Here is a 19,588-nt window from a genome sequence, read left to right as displayed (position 1 = left end):
TTAGCAGATGCTTCTTTTATTATTTATACTTATAGAACTGTTTTTCCATACCATTCTTTTGCTTTTTCTACTTCACCCATCGTTAATTGATGTCCTCTATTTTCCCAATGCATTGTTACATTAGCGTTTGCATTTTCTAATAGTAGCTTCAATTCCTCTGACTCAGAAGATGAACAAATTGGATCATTTGTCCCAGCAGCAATAAACACGGATTTCCCAGCTAAATTAGGCAATTGTGTTCCTCTTCTAGGCACCATTGGGTGATGAAGCACAGCACCTTTTAACGCATTTTCGTAGTGGAATAATAAGCTTGCCGCAATGTTTGCTCCATTTGAATAACCGATAGCTACAATGTTATTTCTATCAAATTCATATGTTTTTGCAGCTTCGTCTAAAAACTCATTTAATTCCTTCGTACGGAAAATAAGATCCTCTTCATCAAAAATACCTTCTGCTAATCGACGGAAGAAACGTGGCATCCCATTCTCTAATACATTTCCACGGACACTTAATACTGAAGCTTCCGGATCCATTATTTCTGCAAGTGGTAATAAATCTAATTCATTACCTCCTGTACCATGAAGTAATAGCAATACTGGTTTTGACGTATCTTTTCCTTTTTGAAAAACATGTTTCATCATAATCCTTTTCCCCTTTCAATCACTTTAATCTAAATTTCTCACTTCAAATGGTAAAAGCGTTTGTTCAATCTGTTTTCTATGTTTTTCATATTGTTCCGGTAACTTTAATTCCTCACCCATCGTCTCTAACGATTCATCATGAGCGAAACCAGGGGGATCTGTTGCAATTTCAAATAAAATTTCACCGTGTTCTCTAAAATAAATTGCGTTAAAATAATTTCGATCTTGTACAGGAGTTACGTGGTATCCAAAACGGGACACATGCTCTTTCCAGTCTAGCTGATCAGCATCGTCACTCGCTCTCCAAGCAATATGATGAACTGTACCAACACCCATTTGACCGCGTCCGATTGTCGATAATTTCAAATCAATAATATTGCCAATATTAGCAGAAGAACGGAATCGAACAAATTCACCCTCTTCTCCAATTTTCTCAAGACCCATGATATGTTCTAACAGTTCAGCAGTTTTTTGAGGCTGCGTTGATAAAAGAACTGCACCGCCAAATCCTTTAATTGCTACTTCTGGCGTAACTTCCCCAAAAGTCCAATTATTTAATTCGCCTTCTTCTCTTTCTACTAATTCTATATGCAAACCATGTGGATCATCAAATTCTAAGTACTGTTCCCCAAATCGAGTCATTTTTGTATACGAAACATCGAATTTTTCTAATCTATTTTCCCAAAACTCCATTGCCCCTTTTGGTACAACATAAGAAGTGATTCCTACTTGACCGTCACCAATAACTCCTTGACGAGCACCTGCCCATGGGAAAAACGTAATAATTGTTCCCGGTTTTCCTCCTTCATTACCAAAATAAAGATGGTACGTACCTGGATCATCAAAATTCACTGTTTGTTTCACTAAACGTAAACCTAACACACCAGCGTAAAAATCTACATTTTCTTGTGGATGCCCTACAATCGCTGTAATATGGTGGATGCCCATTGTTTTCTTTTCCATTTCTTCCACTCCTTTTTTATTCCATTATAAAAATTGCTTTACATTAAGATTCATTATTCATTTTGTCCATACTGACTAGTAAAATCCGTCATGATAATTTTATCTCGAATTTGAGATATTGATTTTAAAATTACACATTAACTTCCAGTTCCTTAAATTATCTCAAATTCGAGATAATTATTAAAAAAATATTTAATCCATTTGAAATCTTTATTCAAAGTACAAATTAACTCGAACTCAAATTTATTATAAGTTACTTACTTTTAGTTGTCAACAAGTTCCTTATTTTCATTTTAAATAAAAAGAGAGTAAACGCCAGTTTCGTTTACTCTCTTCGCTAATCATTTCGTTTCTTCTTCCAGCACTGCTTCCATCTCATTAAATTCACGATGAATTGCTTTAACTGGTTCTTTCGTTAATAAACTTATAACAATCACAGCTAATAAGCTACAGAAGAATCCAGGTACCATTTCATACATAGTCGCTTTTAAACTTGGAATTTGTACCCAAGTAATTACAACTACTGCACCAACAATCATCCCAGCAAGAACGCCCCATTTGTTCGTTCTCTTCCAATATAAACTTAATAAAATGGCAGGTCCGAATGCTGAACCAAATCCTGCCCAAGCATAACCGACGAGTGTTAAAATTGTATCACTTGGATGATACGCTAAAACAACTGCGATCATAGCTACTACTAAAACTGACATTCTACCGATAAATACAAGTTCTTTATCACTTGCGTTACGACGGAAAAATGTTTTATAGAAATCTTCCGTTACTGCACTTGAAATAACAAGTAATTGCGAGGAAATACTACTCATAATCGAAGCCAAAATAGCTGATAATAAAAATCCAGTAATGTACGGATGGAATAAAATATTTGAGAATGTTACAAAGACCATTTCCGGATCTTGTAATGTCGCATTATTTTTAGCGTAATAAGCAATACCAACTAGACCAGTAAGCATTGCACCTATAATTGAAATCGTCATCCAACCGATACCGATTCTACGAGAAGTTTTCAAATCTTTAATAGAGGTAATTGCCATAAAGCGGACAATAATATGTGGTTGACCAAAATACCCAAGACCCCATGCTAAAAAGGAAATAATACCAAGAATTGTGGTCCCTTTAAACATATCTAAATGCGATGCATCAACTTGCTTAATCGTATTGAATGTTTCTGTTACACCACCGACATCTGTAAAAGCAACAATTGGTACTAATACGAGAGCAATAAACATAATACACCCTTGCACAAAGTCGGTCCAACTTACTGCTAAAAAACCACCGAATAGTGTATAAGCAACTACGACACCAACAGTTACAAATAAACCAATTTTATAATCAAGGTTGAAAGAATTTTCAAACAAACGTCCACCTGATACTAAACCAGCCGACGCATAAAATGTGAAAAATACTAAAATGACGATAGCGGAGACAAAACGAAGTATTTTCGTACGATCTTTAAATCGATTCTCTAAAAAGTCTGGAATCGTAATTGAATCATTAGCCACTTCTGTATACGTTCGCAAACGCGGGGCAAGAATTAAATAGTTTACATAAGCACCTATTAATAAACCTATCGCAATCCACACACTTGATAACCCTGTCGCATACATCGCACCAGGTAATCCCATTAGCATCCAACCACTCATGTCAGAAGCACCAGCTGATAAAGCTGTAACTGCTGGACCGAGTCCCCTTCCGCCTAACATATAATCTGATAAATCGGATGTCTTCTTATAAGACCAATAACCGATATACAACATACCTGCCATATAAATAGCAAGCGAAACCATAATCTCAATCTTCACCAAATCTCTCCCTTAGTTACATAAGCCATTCAAAATTTCGAAAAATGACTTTTTCTATTTTCTTGTTTTCGCTTATGGTTCCCTACCTTAACAAACATTTTTTGTTCTTTCAAGTGAACAGGTGTTTTTTACTGCATGTGAAAACCTTCATAAACGCCTTTATCCCAGTGGATTACCCGGTTTTTAAAAGAAATTAAAGTAAAAATATTCAGAAAATAAAACACCTATTTTTTTAATAAAAATAAGCCATACAAATGTATGACTTTTAATCTATTAAACATAGCTTACTTCTATTTACTAGTAGGAAACAATTCTGAGAGAGGAACTATCCGCCCCACCTCATCTTTAAATACAATATGATCTCTCTTTAAATGACGTGGACTCTTTACTCCCGCTGCTGCTGCTAACGAAAACAAACTATATCTCATACTAATAATATAATTCATAACTCGCCACTTCTTCTCATACGGATCTAACGCTTTTTGATAGTGCGGATTCGTCGTAGCCACACCAGATGGACATTGGCCAGAATTACATTGAAGCGCCATAATACAACCGCTTGCCATCATAAAACCACGTGCCGAGTTTACAGCATCTGCACCAATCGCTAAAGCAATTGCCACTTTATCTGGTGTAATTAATTTCCCCGAGGCAAACACTTTGAATTTATCACGAACACCATACTGATTCGCTGTATCAATACATGTCAGTAACGCTGGAATAAGCGGCATCCCCATACTATCTGCCATCGATTTATATGTTGCTCCTGATCCACCTTCTGAACCGTCAATTGTAATAAAATCCGGATAGATATTTAACTCTTTCATCGTTTTAAATAAATCTTCCAACGGCTCCTGCTGTCCAATTACAATTTTCATACCGATTGGTTTCCCGCCAGTTTCTTGCAACTGTTGAATAAAATAAAGTGTCTCTGCTGCATTATTTAAAAATGAAAATCGATTCGGTGAATTAATTGTCTCTCCCTCTCGTACATTCCGAACAAAAGCAATTTTCTCGTTTACTTTTTGCCCCTCTAAATGACCACCACGTATTTTCGCACCTTGCCCAAATTTCAATTCAAATGCTTTAATATTACTTTCTTTCACTTTCTCCATAAATTTCTCCATTGAAAAATTCCCGTCCTCATCACGGTATCCAAATAGCCCTGGACCAATTTGCGCAACGATATTCGCCCCTGTATGTAAATGTTCTGGAATAACGCCACCTTCACCAGTATTAATCCACGATCCGCCTGCCATTTTCGCTCCAAAGCCGCTCGCTAAAATATAATTTTCGCCAATCGCACCGTAAGAAGTTGCTGATGCCCCAAACATGCCATACAGTTTCCACGGATATTTACGATTTTCGCCGACGATAATTGCATCGTCTTCTTCGTATAACCAAAGATTCGTTGTATCCGCTGTCAATTTTTCTCTCCGTGAAAATAATCCTTCTTTATGAATCACATACTTTTTCCCTTCACGTTCTTGCGTTACGTTCACACTTAATTCTTCTGTTAATACCGGAAACAACGTATTAGCAATATAATAACCAGATGCTTCAAAATCTCGTTTCGACCCAAAACCAAGTATTTCAGAGCGATACTTCGCTAAAAACATAACACTTTGAAAATCGTAACGTGAAAAAGGTTTTCCATCTGTATCGTGATCAAACCAATATTGTCGGAATTCCGGCCCTATCTTTTCCAGTAAGTAACGCATTCTTCCTAAGTATGGATGTAATTTTAAAATAGAATGATGCGTCCGTTTTTTTATAAAAAATGTGATAATAAAAAAGACGATTAAAAGCAACATTAATAATAGTAATATGCTAATAATAACGAGTAGCGTTTCACTCATCTCGCTTCCCCCTATGAAATTCCATAATAAAAGGAGAACACTCCATGTGTTCTCCTTTTATCTTTATTCAAATTAATGTAGCAAGATGCTCTTTCGCGTCATATTCAACTAAACTTTCAGCATGTTTAATTCGATGAACAAAATCTGGATTAGCAATTAACGGTCTTCCGAATGCAGCTACGTCAATTGTTCCTTCTTGCAACGCTTCTTCAGCTTCTTTCGGATTCAAATTACCAACCCCAACAATCGTACCCTCCCAATATTTTCTTACTAATTGATGAAAATTCTTTCCGTCAGCAATCACTTGCGTATAATTCATCGTTGAAGGATGAATCATCGTTAATCCAACTTCTTTAAACATATTTACAAATGTTTCAATTGCCAGCTCAGGGTTTTCCCACATATAAGTAGGATTATCCCCTTTAAAAGCAGAGAAACGAAGAAGTGTTTTATCAGCTCCAACTGCTTCTATTACAGCCTCAGTTACTTCTTTCATAAACGTTAATCTTTGCTTTAAGTCACCGCCATATTTATCAGTACGCTTATTAGCAAACTCATAAGTAAATTGATCAATTAAATATCCGTGTGCACCGTGAATTTCTACCCCATCAAACCCAGCTTCAATCGCATTTTTTGCTGCTTGTGCGTATTGACTGATAACTTCTTGTATTTCTTCTAATGTCATTGCTTCTGGTGTATCGAATGGTTTGCGAAAACGTGGAACATTCCCTTCTGCAGCGATGGCAGAAGGCGCTTGGGGCATTTGCCCACCAATTATTTCATGATGACTCATACGACCAACATGCCATATTTGAGCAATAATTGTCCCGCCTTCTTTATGTACTGCCTCTGTAACAGGTTTCCATGAATCAATTTGTTCTTGCGTATAAATCCCTGGTACTCCTGGATTGCCTTTCGCTCTCGGACTAATGACAATTCCTTCTGTAATAATTAATCCAACTCCGTCAGCAGCACGCTTTCTATAGTACTCCACTACATCAGCACCAACTACTCCAGTTTCATTGTCTGCAAAGCATCTTGTCATCGGTGCCATTGCTATGCGATTACGAAGAGACCAAGCTCCGACTTGAATCTGATCAAACAACTTCGTTTCTTCAATATTTTCAAAAGATCCCCAAGCGTTTACATTTGTTCCTTCATAAATACTTGCCGCTTTATTATTAGAACTTGCCATTTTTCTTCCCCCTTAAAAATTCTTGCTATAATCGCATCATACTTACTTTTAAATAGTAACGTCAATTTATACGACTTTTCTATAAAACATTCGAATATCCAAAAAACAGAATGCTATAAATAAACTAAAAAGGTTTCCTTAGTAGGAAACCTTTTTTAGTTGATCATATATGGCTGTCAATTTCTTCATCTCTTTAATATAAAGAATCCCTTATCAATAGAAGTGAAAATGGTTCAGTATTCTTCTAAAAATAATAACTTATATACCTAAAACAATGAAAGCCCTACCTCTCTTTCATCCTTACGGCTCCTCGTCCGTGCCAGTGTGAATCAGGATTGCAAAAATCAAGTAACTATTTTATCGAAGTATTGAATTAAACTTCGAACATTCGTAAAAGAATTAAAAAATAAAAATGGATTTGATTGTAGTAATAACAAAAGAGGTTAATGCTCTAAAAGTGGTTTGAAAGAGTTGAATGTCTTTGAAATGATTGATTGTCTATAATTATGTTCCCCAAAAATTCAAAACCTTTTTTTGGGATGCCATATATTATTTGTAATGAACCTTAACAAAAGCTTTTTATTTGATTTTCTGTGATACCTTCAATTAATCCCAGTTCACTAATCAAAAATTCATGTGCGTTATCTAACATTTTCTTTTCGCTTGCATTAAGTGCCTTTTCTTTCTGTATACGCATTAGATCACGCACAACTTCAGCACCTTCTTGCATTTTACCCGTTTTTATTTTATCAGTGTTCAATTTATATCTTTGTTTCCACGTAAGTAATCTATCTGATTCTCCATGTTGAAAAATATCTATTATGTGTATTAATGCCGTGATATCCGTTACTGGTCGTATATTTGAACTCAATATTTTCCCTTCAGGAATCATTATTTCCATATTACTAGCCGACATTTTTATAACATAATACTGTTGTTTTTTTCCTGCGATTTCCTTCTCTTCTATGGCTTTAATTATACCTGCTCCTTGCATTGGATAAACAATGTTATCGCCAATTTGAAACAAATAATCCACCTCCATATATGGTAACCTTCTCAAGTTTAACACACTTTTAGTTTTTTAGCAAAATTTTTATTTTATCACAAAAATATTTTACACGTCAACACTTCAGAAGCAAGAAATTAAATTCACACAATACACTATAAAAAACCGCAATTTTATTAACGGTTCCACACACATTCATTCTCTTTTAACATAAAAACACATCACTACATTTGAGTAGTAATGTGTTTTTGATAAAGCGTAAATAAAAATCTACTTTTCCTTCTATATACTAACCTGCTTACTAACTGTTTCCCTCGCTAAAAGAAAACTCATAATCACTTGCGCAGCTACTCGACTCGTCATATCTCTGAAATCAAGAGTTGGATCAATTTCTACAATATCCATCCCTTGCACAAGCGGTTCTTTACCAAGCAATTCAATCGCATCAAGTAAAGTCATACTGTCCATTCCGCCAGGACCGATTGCTGGACAACCTGGTGCGAATGCTTGATCTAGTACGTCCATATCAAGAGAAATGTAAATAGAGGTCACGCCTTGCTTTCTTAATACTTCGATACTTTCCGTCATAATATCTTTTATTTCTCGCTCTCGTACATCTTTCATTGTATACACTGTCACGCCATGTTCTTTTGCATATTCATGGTACGCTCGTGCATTTGAAAAATTACGAATACCGATTTGAACGAGTTGTTTTCCTGTAATAACACCATTTTCTAGTAAACTACGGAACGGTGTACCATTTGACGGACCACCATCTTCTAAATTGCGCAAATCATGATGGGCATCAAATTGAATAATACCGACCTTTCCTTTACTATTTGCAAATCCTGTTATACTCGGAAAACTAATCGAGTGATCCCCACCAAGAACGATTGGTATCATGTTCGGATTTACTTTCGTTACATGACCAACTGTTTTCGCAATTCGGTTATGACTTTCTTTTATATCCGTCACATGCATCGTAATATCGCCGCAATCATATAAGACACTTTCTTTCATATCATGTTCCTCTGTAATTGCGTACGTGCTATATGCATCTAACATCGCACGAATTGTTTTTGGAGCAAAACTTGCTCCTGAATGACTAATAGACGGTTTAGAAAGGGGTGCTCCAATTAAGGCCGCACCGAATATTTCCACGCCTTCCTCCCAATCTTTGATCATTTCACTCCATTTTGTCACTTCACGATCGATAAACTTGGCATTTTTCTTTAAATAGTGGCCGTGCTCCACGATTGTTCACCTCTTGTATATGCGATATTACCATTCTTCCATACTGTATTTACATGACTTACGCCGTAATGATACGGTACGTAAGCATAATTGTAAGCATCCCATAGCACTAGATCTGCCTTGCGACCTACTCTAATTTTCCCAGCTACGTCACCACGATTAATTGCGTAAGAAGAGTTAACTGTTACGGCATTCCAAACTTCTTCTGGTGTCATTTTCAACTTCAGCATTGCGATGCTCATAATAAGCTGAATGTTTTCCGTTGGACAGCTGCCTGGGTTAAAGTCTGTAGCTAAAGCTACCGCAACACCTTCATCGATCATTTTACGACCGCGAGCAAAGCTTTCTTTATTTAAATAGAAAGTTGTTCCTGGTAATAAAGTGGCTACTGTATTAGAGTTTGCAAGCATTTCAATTCCTTTATCAGAAGCACCAACTAAATGGTCCGCTGATGCTGCACCAATTTCAGCTGCCGCTTCCGCACCACCAAGAGGATCAATTTCATCCGCATGAATTTTCACATCAAAGCCAAGCTCTTTCGCTTTTAATAAAAACTCTTTCGACTCTTCAACAGAGAACACGCCTGTTTCGCAGAAAATATCAACAAATTCAGCTAATTGCTTCTCTTTCATTTCTGGCAGTAAGTCTAACATCCATTGTAAAAATTCTTTCGATCTACCTTTATACTCTTTCGGAACTGCATGAGCACCTAAAAATGTAGAAACTAAATCGATTGGATGCTCTTTTTGTAATTGTGCAGTTGCCTCTAATTGTTTCCATTCCGTCTCATCATCCAATCCGTAACCACTCTTCGCTTCTACAGTTGTAACTCCGAAAGATAGCATACGGTCTAAATGAAATTTCGCTTTTTGAACAAGTTCTTCCTTCGACGCTTTTTTCGTTGCATTTACAGTCGAAAGAATACCTCCGCCTTGTTCTAAAATTTCTAAGTACGGAACTCCTTGTAATTTTAGCGCGATTTCATTTTCACGAGATCCACCAAATACAAGATGAGTATGCGGGTCAACAAGGCCAGGGGAAACCATTTTCCCGCCGCAATCAATAACCTCTTTCGCTTGTAACCCTTTTGCTTCTTCCGCTGTTCCAACGAAAGTGATCACACCATTTTCAATTCCAACCGCACCGTTTTCGATAACAGGAAGCGTGTTCATCGCTTCCCGTCTTAACAAGCCATCTTCTTGATCCATTGTTAGCAATTGACCGATATTTATTAGTAAAGTGTCCAGCATGTTTTCTCCTCCTTATTTCATCATTGGAATGTTAACGCCTTTTTCTTTCGCAGTTTCCACAGCTAAGTCATATCCTGCATCCACGTGACGAACAACACCCATACCAGGGTCAGAAGTTAATACGCGCTCAATACGTTTTGCTGCTGCTTCTGTTCCATCTGCAACGATAACCATTCCAGCGTGAAGTGAATAACCCATACCAACGCCGCCACCGTGGTGAACAGATACCCAGCTTGCACCGTTTACACTGTTAATTAATGCATTCAAAATTGGCCAGTCAGCTACTGCATCACTACCATCTTTCATCGCTTCTGTTTCACGGTTTGGAGATGCTACTGATCCGCAATCTAAATGGTCACGACCGATAACGATTGGTGCTGATAATTCACCATTTGCAACCATTTCATTAATGATGCGACCAAATTTCGCGCGCTCACCGTAACCAAGCCAACAAATACGTGACGGAAGACCTTGGAACTCAACTTGCTGACGAGCCATACGGATCCAGTTACATAAATGCTCATTATCAGCAAACTCACGTAAAATTACTTCGTCTGTTTTATAAATATCTTCTGGGTCACCAGAAAGCGCTACCCAGCGGAATGGTCCTTTTCCTTCGCAGAATAATGGACGGATAAATGCTGGAACGAATCCTGGGAAATCGAATGCATTTTTCAAACCTTCATCAAAAGCAACTTGGCGAATGTTATTTCCGTAATCAAATGTAATTGCGCCTTTTGCTTGCATAGCAAGCATTGCTTCTACATGTTTTGTCATGCTTTCTTTTGATAATTGTACGTAGCGCTCCGGATCTTCTTCACGAAGTTTTGCTGCTTCTTCTAATGTGTAACCTACTGGAATATAACCGTTTAATGGATCATGAGCAGATGTTTGATCTGTAACTAAATCTGGCGTAATATTACGCTTCACTAGCTCTGGTAAAATCTCTGCCGCATTTCCTAATAAACCAATAGAAATCGGTTCTTTCTTCTCTTTATACTCGTTCGCAACCGTTAATGCTTCTTCTAATGATTCTGTATACATATCACAGTATCTCTTTTCAATACGGCGATCGATACTGCGCTTATCAACATCAATAGCGATAACAACACCGCCATTCATCGTTACAGCAAGAGGTTGTGCACCGCCCATACCACCTAAACCAGCAGTAAGTGTTAATGTACCTTTTAATGAACCACCGAAATGTTGGCGTGCCGCTTCACCAAACGTTTCATATGTCCCTTGTAAAATACCTTGTGTTCCAATGTAAATCCAGCTACCTGCTGTCATTTGTCCATACATCATAAGACCTTTTTTCTCTAGTTCACGGAAGTGATCCCAGTTCGCCCACTTCGGTACTAAGTTTGAGTTCGCTAAAAGAACGCGAGGTGCATCTTCATGTGATTTAAAGATTGCAACTGGTTTTCCTGATTGAACAAGTAATGTTTCATCGCTTTCTAACGTTTTTAATGAATCTACAATTGCATTGTAGCTTTCCCAGTTACGAGCTGCACGGCCGATTCCACCATATACAACTAATTCTTCTGGCTTTTCAGCAACTTCCGGATCTAAATTGTTCATTAACATACGAAGTGCAGCTTCTTGCACCCACCCTTTCGTTTGTAACTCAGTACCTCTTGGCGCGCGAATTGTTTGTTTAACTTTTTCCATTTCAATCTCTCCCTTTTCTCATTTTATAGTGCTGCGTTTACATCTAATCTTTCTTTTATCGAATAATTCGTTTTTAACCAATACGCAATATTTTCAATATCCGTTGAGAATATACGGTCATTAGTAATAGAAGGTACTTGTTGACGACCTTGATGATAGAAGCTCTTCGTCACTGTACTCATGTTTTCAATACCGCGATATTCTGCTGCTTGCATCGCACAAATCATCTCAATTGAAAGAACACGTCTTACATTTTGAATAATTTGATGTGCATGGCGTGAAGCAATTGTTCCCATACTTACGTGATCTTCTTGATTAGCTGATGACGGGATTGAATCAACACTCGCCGGATGTGCTAACGTTTTATTTTCAGAAACTAGTGACGCTGCAGCATATTGCATAATCATTGCACCAGACTGAAGTCCTGGTTCTGGACTTAAAAATGGTGGTAAATCGTTTAACTGTGGATTTACTAAGCGTTCAATACGGCGCTCTGAAATATTTGCAAGTTCTGCCATTCCAACTTTTAAGAAGTCCATCGCAAATGCAATTGGTTGACCGTGGAAATTACCACCTGAAATTACTTTTTCTCCGCCATCAAAAATAAGTGGATTATCTGTCGCGGCATTCATTTCAATTTCTAATTTTTCTTTCACATAATTTAAAACTTGCCAAGAAGCACCGTGTACTTGCGGAATACAGCGAAGTGAATAGGCATCCTGCACACGTAGTTCTCCTTGTTTCGTTGTTAATTTACTATCATGAAGGATGTCACGAATTCTGCTTGCTACTTCCACTTGCTCTTTATAACCACGTGCTTTATGAACATTTTCATCAAATGCATCAATAATGCCTTGTAAACCTTCAATTGTCATAGATGCAATTAATTCAGCTTGATAAGCCGTTGCTTCTGCTTCTATATAAGAAAGAACTCCTTGCGCTGTCATCGCCTGCGTACCATTAATTAACGCCAGACCTTCTTTCGCTTCAAGTTCAATTGGCTCAAGACCTTCTTCTGTAAGAGCGACCATTGCATGAACGCGTTTTCCTTTATAGAACACTTCACCTTCGCCTAATAATACGAGCGCAAGATGAGATAAAGGTGCTAAATCGCCACTCGCACCAAGTGAGCCTTGTTGTGGAACAACTGGGTGAATTTTACGATTTACAAACTCAAGAAGCATATTTACAACGAGCGGTCTAACACCAGATACTCCTTTAAGCATCGTGTTTGCTCGTAAAATTAACATACCGCGTGATACTTCTTCAGGGAATGGCTCGCCTATCCCACATGCATGTGACTGAATTAAATTATGTTGAAGTGCCTTTACATCATCTTTTTGAATTAGCACATCACTAAACTTTCCAAATCCAGTTGTAATACCGTAAACAACTTTTCCGTCCTCTACAATTTTCTCAACTACTTCGCGGCACTCTGCCACCTTTTGCATACTAGTTGGACAAGCTGTTACACCTTCTCCTTCAAGTAACAACCTCTTCATTTCTTCAATTGTCAATGTGTGTCCTGTTAACGTAATCATTGTTTTTCCTCCTTAAAAAGGCAAAAGGGGACCTTATCTTTTTAAGACAGACTTCTGTCCTAAAAAAGTAAGGCCCCCTTCTAACTAATAGACTATGGGCAAATCATATGTGATTAATTCCTAAACCAATCGCCTCATGCTCAGATCCTTTTACAGGTGCACCAATCGTTCCATATAATGCAACAGCAACCCATTCGCCCTCTTTTTTTCCGTCGTATGGTGTACCGCGCACAATTGCAAAGCGAAGTCCTACTGTACGAAGAACGTCTGCTAACTGAATTTGACCTCTCGTCACTCCGTACAAAGCTTCCATAATTGCGTGATAAAGTGCATGTGTTTCTCTGTAAACGTCTGTTTCAATAACTTGGTTGCTCTTAGCCGCTGTTTCCATTGCTGCGACAACCTTTTGCGAATTCATCGAACCCACTTTCCCCGTACAATACTTCCAACCTTTTGGGATAGATAATACAGGGCTTTCATTCTCATCCGCAAGTGCCAACAGCATGGCCATACGACCAATTCGATGTGTTCCTTGAAGAAGCATGTGACTCTCTCATTTCTTTTAATTATTTGAATATTTCTTAATTTAAGAATATATGAAAACGGTTAAATCGTCAATAGTTTAAACTCACATTCAAACAATTTTTTCATCCCCTCCATTTGTGTACACAAATGATTTACACAAATTTTCCAGGCGTGTTATAGTCTCACTAACCGATACAAAGGGGAGAGATTTCAGTGACAAAGCGAAAAAACATTCATTTTCGAATTGAAGAAAAATTACTTGAAAGGTTTGAAGCTGCACTCCATTACGAAGGCTTAAAGAAAACCGACGTATTAACGCACGCAATTCAGCAATTTTGCACGAAGGTGGAATGCGAAAAGATGAATGATGTAAAACGCCAGTACAATGTAAGCCACCATTTACAAATACGTATTGATACGCATAAACATTACGAAGAAAAACAAGTGAATTTAGATGAAGTCGTCATGGATCATTTACAACTTCAAGGAGACGAGAAAATATTAGAGGTTGGGTGCGCTAACGGAAAATTTCTTTCCTTTTTGCAAGCGAATGGCCATAAAGGTCAATTAACAGGTTTTGATCAATCAGAAGCCATGCTCTCTGAAGCCACTAAAACAAATACTTTAATTGAATGGAGACTAGGTAACGCTGAAAAACTTCCTTTTGAAGCCAATTGCTACGACTGGATCGTCGCAAGACATATGTTATATCATATGAAAGATGTTGAAAAAACTATCCAAGGGTTCCATAAAGTAATACGTCCTGGTGGCTCACTTTTAGCTACTACAAATTCTGACGTTACATTACCTCGTATAGTTGAAATGTGTAATCGCATGTTAGACGCATTTGATTTACCGAAAACAACATCTTCAGTCACGCCATTTTGTTTGGAAAATGGTAAAGAGATATTACAGTCTGTTTTTTCAACTGTTGAAGAAGCAGTTATTCATAATGCTCTCGTTTTTCATCATGCTACTCCAATTGTAAACTATATTTCTAGCATGTTTCCGTCGCTAAATATACCTGATAATACACATCTTCACGCCGAAATGAAGGAATGGCTAAAAGAAGAAGTAGAAAATGAATTGGCAATTCATAACGGTATATGGCGCGATCCGAAAACGTTAGCCATTTATCGATGTCAAAAAGAAAAAAGCTAGCAAATGCTAGCTTTTATACATTCTCAGGCAAAAGCTCCTCCATCATCACATTCCCCTTACCACTGTAAAAATTTATATTGTGTTCGTTCGCTATCCCAAAATAAGAGGCAATCGCTATTCCAAATGGTACAAATGCATGCCCCTGCGCTGTAATAATGTTTGAATGTTCCACAACTTCTTCATACACAAAATTTTCTACTGGAAAACAATCTAATTTTCTATAGTCCATAGTTACTGTATACGAGTTTTCTTTGAATAAGCCTGCTTTTGCTAGTGCATACGGTCCCGCACAAATAGCAGCTACTAATTTTTCTTGTTCGTGAAACTGACGGATGACTGAAAAGAGTCCTTCTGCATCCTTCATATGTATCGCATCTCCGCCTGGAATAATAATCCCCTCATATTCTTCTACACGTACTTCACTTAATTCTATATGCGGTTGCACTTGCAAACCTGTTTCACTTATAATCAATTCTTTCGTTAAACTCGCTGTAATAATTTCATATTTATTTTTCAACAATGCCGTTGCTACTGTTATTTCAAACTCCGCAAATGTTGGGTATACAAATAAAAGTATTTTTTTCATATCCCTCTCTCCTTTAACCAATCCATAAAATATCCCTCTAATTCTTCCGCTGTTAATCTATTCGTGTCCACATAAGTTACAGGAAATTGTTTATACCAGTCTTTTTCAGTTTCTACTAATTTAAATTGCTCCTCAAATGTACTTCTGTTTCTTGTTCTATCATTATTTTTTCTATTATATAAATTACTTTCCGAGCCATCTAAATAAAAAATAGCATCTGAACGACATTCTCTTAATTTATATAATTCATCTCTTAATGCAGTTTCTATATCCCACTCTTCTCCTATAATCTTTGGATAAAAGAGCGTAAAAAACTCAATATCTTCTGGCCCGCGATCAAAAATTACAACTGAATCTTTTACATTTTGAAACTCCTTTATTTTTGCTTCCATAAACATTTTTTGATTTAGAATAAACCCTTCTTTTGAATTTATATCCAAATTTAATACTCTTCGCTTTTCTACAATTGGATAAGGGTTTTCATATATAACTGAAAACCCACATCGCTCTAACCTTTTAGCCAATGTCGTTTTTCCGCTTGCCATCGGTCCTTGGAGTGAAATTACATATGCCATTCCTCTCATTCCCTTGCGCTTTAGTAAAACTATAATATACAGAATCTTGAAAACTATCAACAAAATATATATCATCTTGTTTCTTATTCTTATCTAACATATAATAAAAAATAGAGATTATGACGGACGCATTAATAATGTAAGCTTGGAAATCCAAGCTTACATTATTTTTTGCTTTCCCTTTTCAAATAAAAAGAGTATACTAGATTAGAACGTATGTTCTTAATGATTACATACAGTAAGGAGATAAGACAATGGTATACGATACAAAAGCAATTTCTTGGAACGAGTCTTTAAAACAACTTCAACGCCGCTATACAAACAAACAAGTTGACCGAAAAGAATTTGAGGATATTGAACTGATGGAATTCTTCCGCGATAACGACTACATTTCTTTACCTACACATATAAGCGGCCTATCAACAGCACGTTTTACTTCTTACTCTATTTTCACAACTGAAGATAAAGATCGTAAAGTTGGCACATTAATCATTGAATATGTAGAAGATGATAATAATAATTTATGTGTGGAACAACTATACTTCGTTTAAATGATAACGCTTGGTCAAAATGACCAAGCGTTCTTGCTTTCTATCAATCTCACTGTTTATAATATAAATAAAAGAAAACCGCAATCATTAAGGGGGGATACTCTTGCTCGAAGGATGGTTCAGTTGGTTTATTGTACTGTGGACTGTTATTTTATTAGGACTTATGTCTATCGGTGGATACTTTATGTTCAGAAAATTTTTAAAACGACTACCAAAAGAAGATGGTATGTCCATTTTAGATTGGGAAGAGCACTATATTAATAAAACGAGGCATTTATGGGATGACGAACAAAAACAATTGTTAGAAGAGCTCGTCAGTCCTGTTCCAGAGCTATTTCGCGATGTTGCTAAATCAAAAATTGCTGGCAAAATCGGTGAACTAGCCTTACAAGAAAAAGCCTCTCAAATTACACAAGATTTAATTATTAAAGGGTATATTATTGCTACACCGAAGCGTGATCATAAATTTTTAGTAAAAAAACTACAAGAAAAAAAGATTGATTATTCTCATTATCAATCTTTACTAACAAAATCTACCTCATAAAAAAAGATTGCTAACTTATAGCAATCTTTTTTAACTTACAGTTACTGATTTTACTGCTGTTAATTTAGCCTCCGCCAAGTCTATTTGTAATCCAACCGCACTTGTATAAATTGTATCTCCAGTACCTGTAATATTTACTTGTGTAGATGTCGTATTTGGTGCAATAGAACCTGTTGCATTTACATTTGTAATATCAAACTCAGCTCTTGCATTTGCAGTTGTAGTCGTTCCAGAAAAATTCCGATCTGCAAAACTACCAATTGTATTTAAATTTCCATTAATATCATTTACTTGCCCTCTAAAAAAGTTCCCTATTGGATTATTTGGTCCTGTTAATGTCACAGAGTTCAATTGAAAATTATCACCTGTAAAATTCGGATCACCATTTACCGCCATTACAAAAGCTCTTGCTGTCACCGTCCCTGTAGCTGGTGTAAAAAATCCTGAAATGGTTTGTGGTGTACCGGATAATAAAAAACCTGGAAATAAACTCACATTTCTCATCGGATATGAGGAATCACGATATACAACAATCAACGACCATCCTGCACCATAACCAACTGGCTGACGCGTAGGTAATCTTGTCACACTATATCTTCCTGCTGCTCGATTCGGTAAACCTTGCAGTAAAGATGTAACGTCTGCTGCTCGATTATAAACATTGGCTATAAAAGGGAGATTTGTCCCTTCTGATGACCATGCTGAATTAATTGTCACTTGTGTACTCGTTCCATCAGGCGTAACTAAATTTGGAGGATTCGCATCAACAACAGCAGTTGTAACAGCCGTATCCAATCCACCTGACCAAACAAGTAACGCAAAATCTACAACCGCCGTAGCTGGAACGATAGTAGTTGATGGATTTAATTCAGCCCATGAGCCATCTAATGTCCAATCATTTGTTGTACCTCCAAATGTATTCGGGTCCGTCGATGAAGGAACTCCTCCAAAAGTAGAATCTGTATTTAATGTTATAAGTGCATTGTAAGCAAAGTTTGTATTTGCAGTACCGCGCATTCCCATCGTATTACCCGTATGCATCATAAATAAGTTATCGTTTTTACCGTAAGCTTGAACAAAAGCCAATAGAATTCACTCCTATTAGGATAAAAAATTTTATTAAAGTTTTCAATTTTTTAACTCACTATTACTGATTTTGTAGCAGTTAAACGTGCCTCCGCTAAATCTATTTGTAAACCGACAGCACCAGCGTAAAGATAATCAAATGTATTTGGGATATTCACGGTAGTAGAAGTAGAGCCGGCTGTTAACACGCCATTTGCGGGTACATTTGTCACATCAAACTCTGCACGCCGATTAGTCGCAGAAGTACCAATTGGCATATTTCTATCCCCAAAACTTCCGACTGTATTTAAATTTCCCAAATAATTATTTACTTGTGAAGCAAAAAAGTTATTTATTAAATTATTAGGTCCTGAAAGTCCCGTACCGTTTAAGTTAAATCTATCACCTGTCGCATCAGTATCACCATTAATTGCCATTGTAAATACACGAGCATTAACCGGCGCTACAACTGGAGTGATAAAATTTGAAATCGTTGCTGTCTCACCCAATGTAGAAATGAGTAAACCAGTATATAAACTAACATTCCTAATAGGATATGAATTATCGCGATATACAACAACCAATGCCCATCCTACGCCTGTCCCTTGCGTCGGAGGATTTGCCGTGGGAACCCTTTCTACAAAATAATCCCCCGCTGCTCGATTTGAAAGCCCTTGTAGAATATTTGTTACATTTGCAGCACGTGTATAAATGGTACCTTGAAATGTTCCGCTTGATCTCGTCTCTCCCCATGCAGGAACACTCGTAATTGTATGAGTGACCCCATCCGGTGTTTGTAAAGTAGGTATATTGTTATTTACCACCGTTTCTGTCACAGTTGCACTCAATGTTCCTTGCCATACTAGCATTGCAAAGTCTACAGTTGCTGTTGCTGGTACATCTGTTACTGAAGGATTAAGTCTTGCCCAAGAACCATTTAATGTCCAATCATTTGTCGTTCCCGCAAAAGTTAATGGATCTACCGAAGAAGGAACTCCTGCAAAACTTAAATTTGTATCTCTTGTTATTAATGCATTGTATTGATACGCCGTCGCTGTTGTAATACCACGCATGCCAACTGTATTACCTGTGTGTACCATAAATAAAGAGTCTGTTTTCGTATATGTTTGTACAAAAGCCAACAATTCCACTCCCCTTCCATATAAGATAAATATTTATTCGCTATTTCATTTAATGCAAACAAGTAAAAAAAGTTCCATTTGTATATGCACAGACTAATTTGGGCAAAAAAAAAGCCTTTGCCTATTCCTATTCATTTAAATTTGAATAGGATGCAATGACGAGCTCATTTTATACTAATATTTACACATAGTATTGTTTCTAGATTATTAAATAATGCTATTTGTAAATATTCCATGCC

General features: G+C 37.0%; 18 protein-coding genes. 3 read left to right on the top strand and 15 right to left on the bottom strand.

Translation table 11 applies throughout. From position 1 onward, the window contains the following. Positions 1–29: 29 nt before the first annotated feature. From BAQ46_RS22540 to hutP, 11 genes are all read right to left on the bottom strand, one after another. Positions 30–641 carry an alpha/beta hydrolase gene (locus BAQ46_RS22540; RefSeq protein WP_000975470.1) on the bottom strand — a complete coding sequence of 204 codons (612 nt, stop codon included), beginning with the start codon at positions 639–641 and terminating at the stop codon, positions 30–32. Between the two features lie 24 nt (positions 642–665). Further along, the gene (locus tag BAQ46_RS22535; protein ID WP_000412746.1) at positions 666–1,604 is read right to left on the bottom strand and encodes a ring-cleaving dioxygenase; all 939 of its coding nucleotides are present in this window, start codon (positions 1,602–1,604) and stop codon (positions 666–668) included. A 341-nt stretch (positions 1,605–1,945) separates the two neighbouring features. Then, entirely contained in the window at positions 1,946–3,424 is a 1,479-nt protein-coding gene (putP, locus tag BAQ46_RS22530; protein ID WP_071742824.1) for a sodium/proline symporter PutP, read from the bottom strand. Positions 3,425–3,714: 290 nt separating this feature from the next. Then, positions 3,715–5,283 (bottom strand): FMN-binding glutamate synthase family protein, encoded by a 1,569-nt coding sequence (locus BAQ46_RS22525; protein WP_071742822.1) that lies wholly within the window; start codon positions 5,281–5,283, stop codon positions 3,715–3,717. Between the two features lie 67 nt (positions 5,284–5,350). Further along, on the bottom strand, positions 5,351–6,478 hold the full coding sequence (locus BAQ46_RS22520; RefSeq protein WP_061184789.1) for an alkene reductase: 1,128 nt from the start codon (positions 6,476–6,478) through the stop codon (positions 5,351–5,353). Positions 6,479–7,043: 565 nt separating this feature from the next. After that, complete coding sequence (locus BAQ46_RS22515; protein ID WP_000486325.1) at positions 7,044–7,505, bottom strand: CarD family transcriptional regulator; 462 nt, start codon at positions 7,503–7,505, stop codon at positions 7,044–7,046. A gap of 261 nt (positions 7,506–7,766) precedes the next feature. Then, a complete protein-coding gene (gene hutG / locus BAQ46_RS22510) occupies positions 7,767–8,738 on the bottom strand; it encodes a formimidoylglutamase (RefSeq protein ID WP_071742820.1) in 972 nt (323 codons plus the stop codon). After that, a complete protein-coding gene (gene hutI, locus BAQ46_RS22505) occupies positions 8,717–9,988 on the bottom strand; it encodes an imidazolonepropionase (RefSeq protein WP_000887524.1) in 1,272 nt (423 codons plus the stop codon). Before hutI ends, hutG begins: the two co-directional genes overlap by 22 nt. 12 nt (positions 9,989–10,000) lie before the next feature. Further along, positions 10,001–11,659, bottom strand: coding sequence for a urocanate hydratase (hutU, locus tag BAQ46_RS22500; RefSeq protein ID WP_000416706.1), 1,659 nt, complete (start codon positions 11,657–11,659; stop codon positions 10,001–10,003). A gap of 23 nt (positions 11,660–11,682) precedes the next feature. Beyond that, on the bottom strand, positions 11,683–13,200 hold the full coding sequence (gene hutH, locus BAQ46_RS22495; protein ID WP_000631850.1) for a histidine ammonia-lyase: 1,518 nt from the start codon (positions 13,198–13,200) through the stop codon (positions 11,683–11,685). 103 nt (positions 13,201–13,303) lie between these two features. After that, on the bottom strand, positions 13,304–13,744 hold the full coding sequence (hutP, locus tag BAQ46_RS22490; RefSeq protein WP_000926516.1) for a histidine utilization transcription antiterminator HutP: 441 nt from the start codon (positions 13,742–13,744) through the stop codon (positions 13,304–13,306). A 194-nt stretch (positions 13,745–13,938) separates the two neighbouring features. Between hutP and BAQ46_RS22485 the strand changes: the two genes are divergently transcribed. After that, positions 13,939–14,886 (top strand): class I SAM-dependent methyltransferase, encoded by a 948-nt coding sequence (locus tag BAQ46_RS22485; protein ID WP_071742818.1) that lies wholly within the window; start codon positions 13,939–13,941, stop codon positions 14,884–14,886. 13 nt (positions 14,887–14,899) lie between these two features. Here BAQ46_RS22485 and BAQ46_RS22480 read toward each other — a convergent pair whose 3' ends face one another. Both BAQ46_RS22480 and BAQ46_RS22475 read right to left on the bottom strand, forming a co-directional pair. Further along, complete coding sequence (locus BAQ46_RS22480; RefSeq protein ID WP_000722213.1) at positions 14,900–15,472, bottom strand: DJ-1/PfpI family protein; 573 nt, start codon at positions 15,470–15,472, stop codon at positions 14,900–14,902. Next, on the bottom strand, positions 15,469–16,056 hold the full coding sequence (locus tag BAQ46_RS22475) for an AAA family ATPase (protein WP_001998011.1): 588 nt from the start codon (positions 16,054–16,056) through the stop codon (positions 15,469–15,471). Before BAQ46_RS22475 ends, BAQ46_RS22480 begins: the two co-directional genes overlap by 4 nt. 245 nt (positions 16,057–16,301) lie before the next feature. Here BAQ46_RS22475 and BAQ46_RS22465 point away from each other — a divergent pair, with 245 nt between their 5' ends. Both BAQ46_RS22465 and BAQ46_RS22460 read left to right on the top strand, forming a co-directional pair. Beyond that, a complete protein-coding gene (locus tag BAQ46_RS22465; protein ID WP_000262403.1) occupies positions 16,302–16,598 on the top strand; it encodes a hypothetical protein in 297 nt (98 codons plus the stop codon). A 103-nt stretch (positions 16,599–16,701) separates the two neighbouring features. After that, positions 16,702–17,142 (top strand): DUF2621 domain-containing protein, encoded by a 441-nt coding sequence (locus BAQ46_RS22460; protein ID WP_000889384.1) that lies wholly within the window; start codon positions 16,702–16,704, stop codon positions 17,140–17,142. Between the two features lie 30 nt (positions 17,143–17,172). Here BAQ46_RS22460 and BAQ46_RS22455 read toward each other — a convergent pair whose 3' ends face one another. Together BAQ46_RS22455 and BAQ46_RS22450 are read right to left on the bottom strand one after the other, a co-directional pair. Further along, positions 17,173–18,228 carry a hypothetical protein gene (locus tag BAQ46_RS22455; RefSeq protein ID WP_061131647.1) on the bottom strand — a complete coding sequence of 352 codons (1,056 nt, stop codon included), beginning with the start codon at positions 18,226–18,228 and terminating at the stop codon, positions 17,173–17,175. 50 nt (positions 18,229–18,278) lie between these two features. Then, complete coding sequence (locus BAQ46_RS22450; RefSeq protein ID WP_071742816.1) at positions 18,279–19,349, bottom strand: hypothetical protein; 1,071 nt, start codon at positions 19,347–19,349, stop codon at positions 18,279–18,281. Positions 19,350–19,588 lie beyond the last annotated feature (239 nt).

The sequence above is a fragment of the Bacillus paranthracis genome (genome assembly GCF_001883995.1).
GTDB classification, from domain to species: domain Bacteria; phylum Bacillota; class Bacilli; order Bacillales; family Bacillaceae_G; genus Bacillus_A; species Bacillus_A paranthracis.
Note: the sequence above shows the minus strand (reverse complement) of the source record. Positions and strands in the feature narration are given on the sequence as shown.

Coding starts and splice junctions, on each gene's coding strand:
- BAQ46_RS22540 (WP_000975470.1), bottom strand. CDS start 641: ATGATGAAACATGTTTTTCAAAAAGGAAAAGATACGTCAAAACCAGTA.
- BAQ46_RS22535 (WP_000412746.1), bottom strand. CDS start 1,604: ATGGAAAAGAAAACAATGGGCATCCACCATATTACAGCGATTGTAGGG.
- BAQ46_RS22525 (WP_071742822.1), bottom strand. CDS start 5,283: ATGAGTGAAACGCTACTCGTTATTATTAGCATATTACTATTATTAATG.
- BAQ46_RS22520 (WP_061184789.1), bottom strand. CDS start 6,478: ATGGCAAGTTCTAATAATAAAGCGGCAAGTATTTATGAAGGAACAAAT.
- hutI (WP_000887524.1), bottom strand. CDS start 9,988: ATGCTGGACACTTTACTAATAAATATCGGTCAATTGCTAACAATGGAT.
- hutU (WP_000416706.1), bottom strand. CDS start 11,659: ATGGAAAAAGTTAAACAAACAATTCGCGCGCCAAGAGGTACTGAGTTA.
- hutH (WP_000631850.1), bottom strand. CDS start 13,200: ATGATTACGTTAACAGGACACACATTGACAATTGAAGAAATGAAGAGG.
- hutP (WP_000926516.1), bottom strand. CDS start 13,744: ATGCTTCTTCAAGGAACACATCGAATTGGTCGTATGGCCATGCTGTTG.
- BAQ46_RS22480 (WP_000722213.1), bottom strand. CDS start 15,472: ATGAAAAAAATACTTTTATTTGTATACCCAACATTTGCGGAGTTTGAA.
- BAQ46_RS22475 (WP_001998011.1), bottom strand. CDS start 16,056: ATGAGAGGAATGGCATATGTAATTTCACTCCAAGGACCGATGGCAAGC.
- BAQ46_RS22465 (WP_000262403.1), top strand. CDS start 16,302: ATGGTATACGATACAAAAGCAATTTCTTGGAACGAGTCTTTAAAACAA.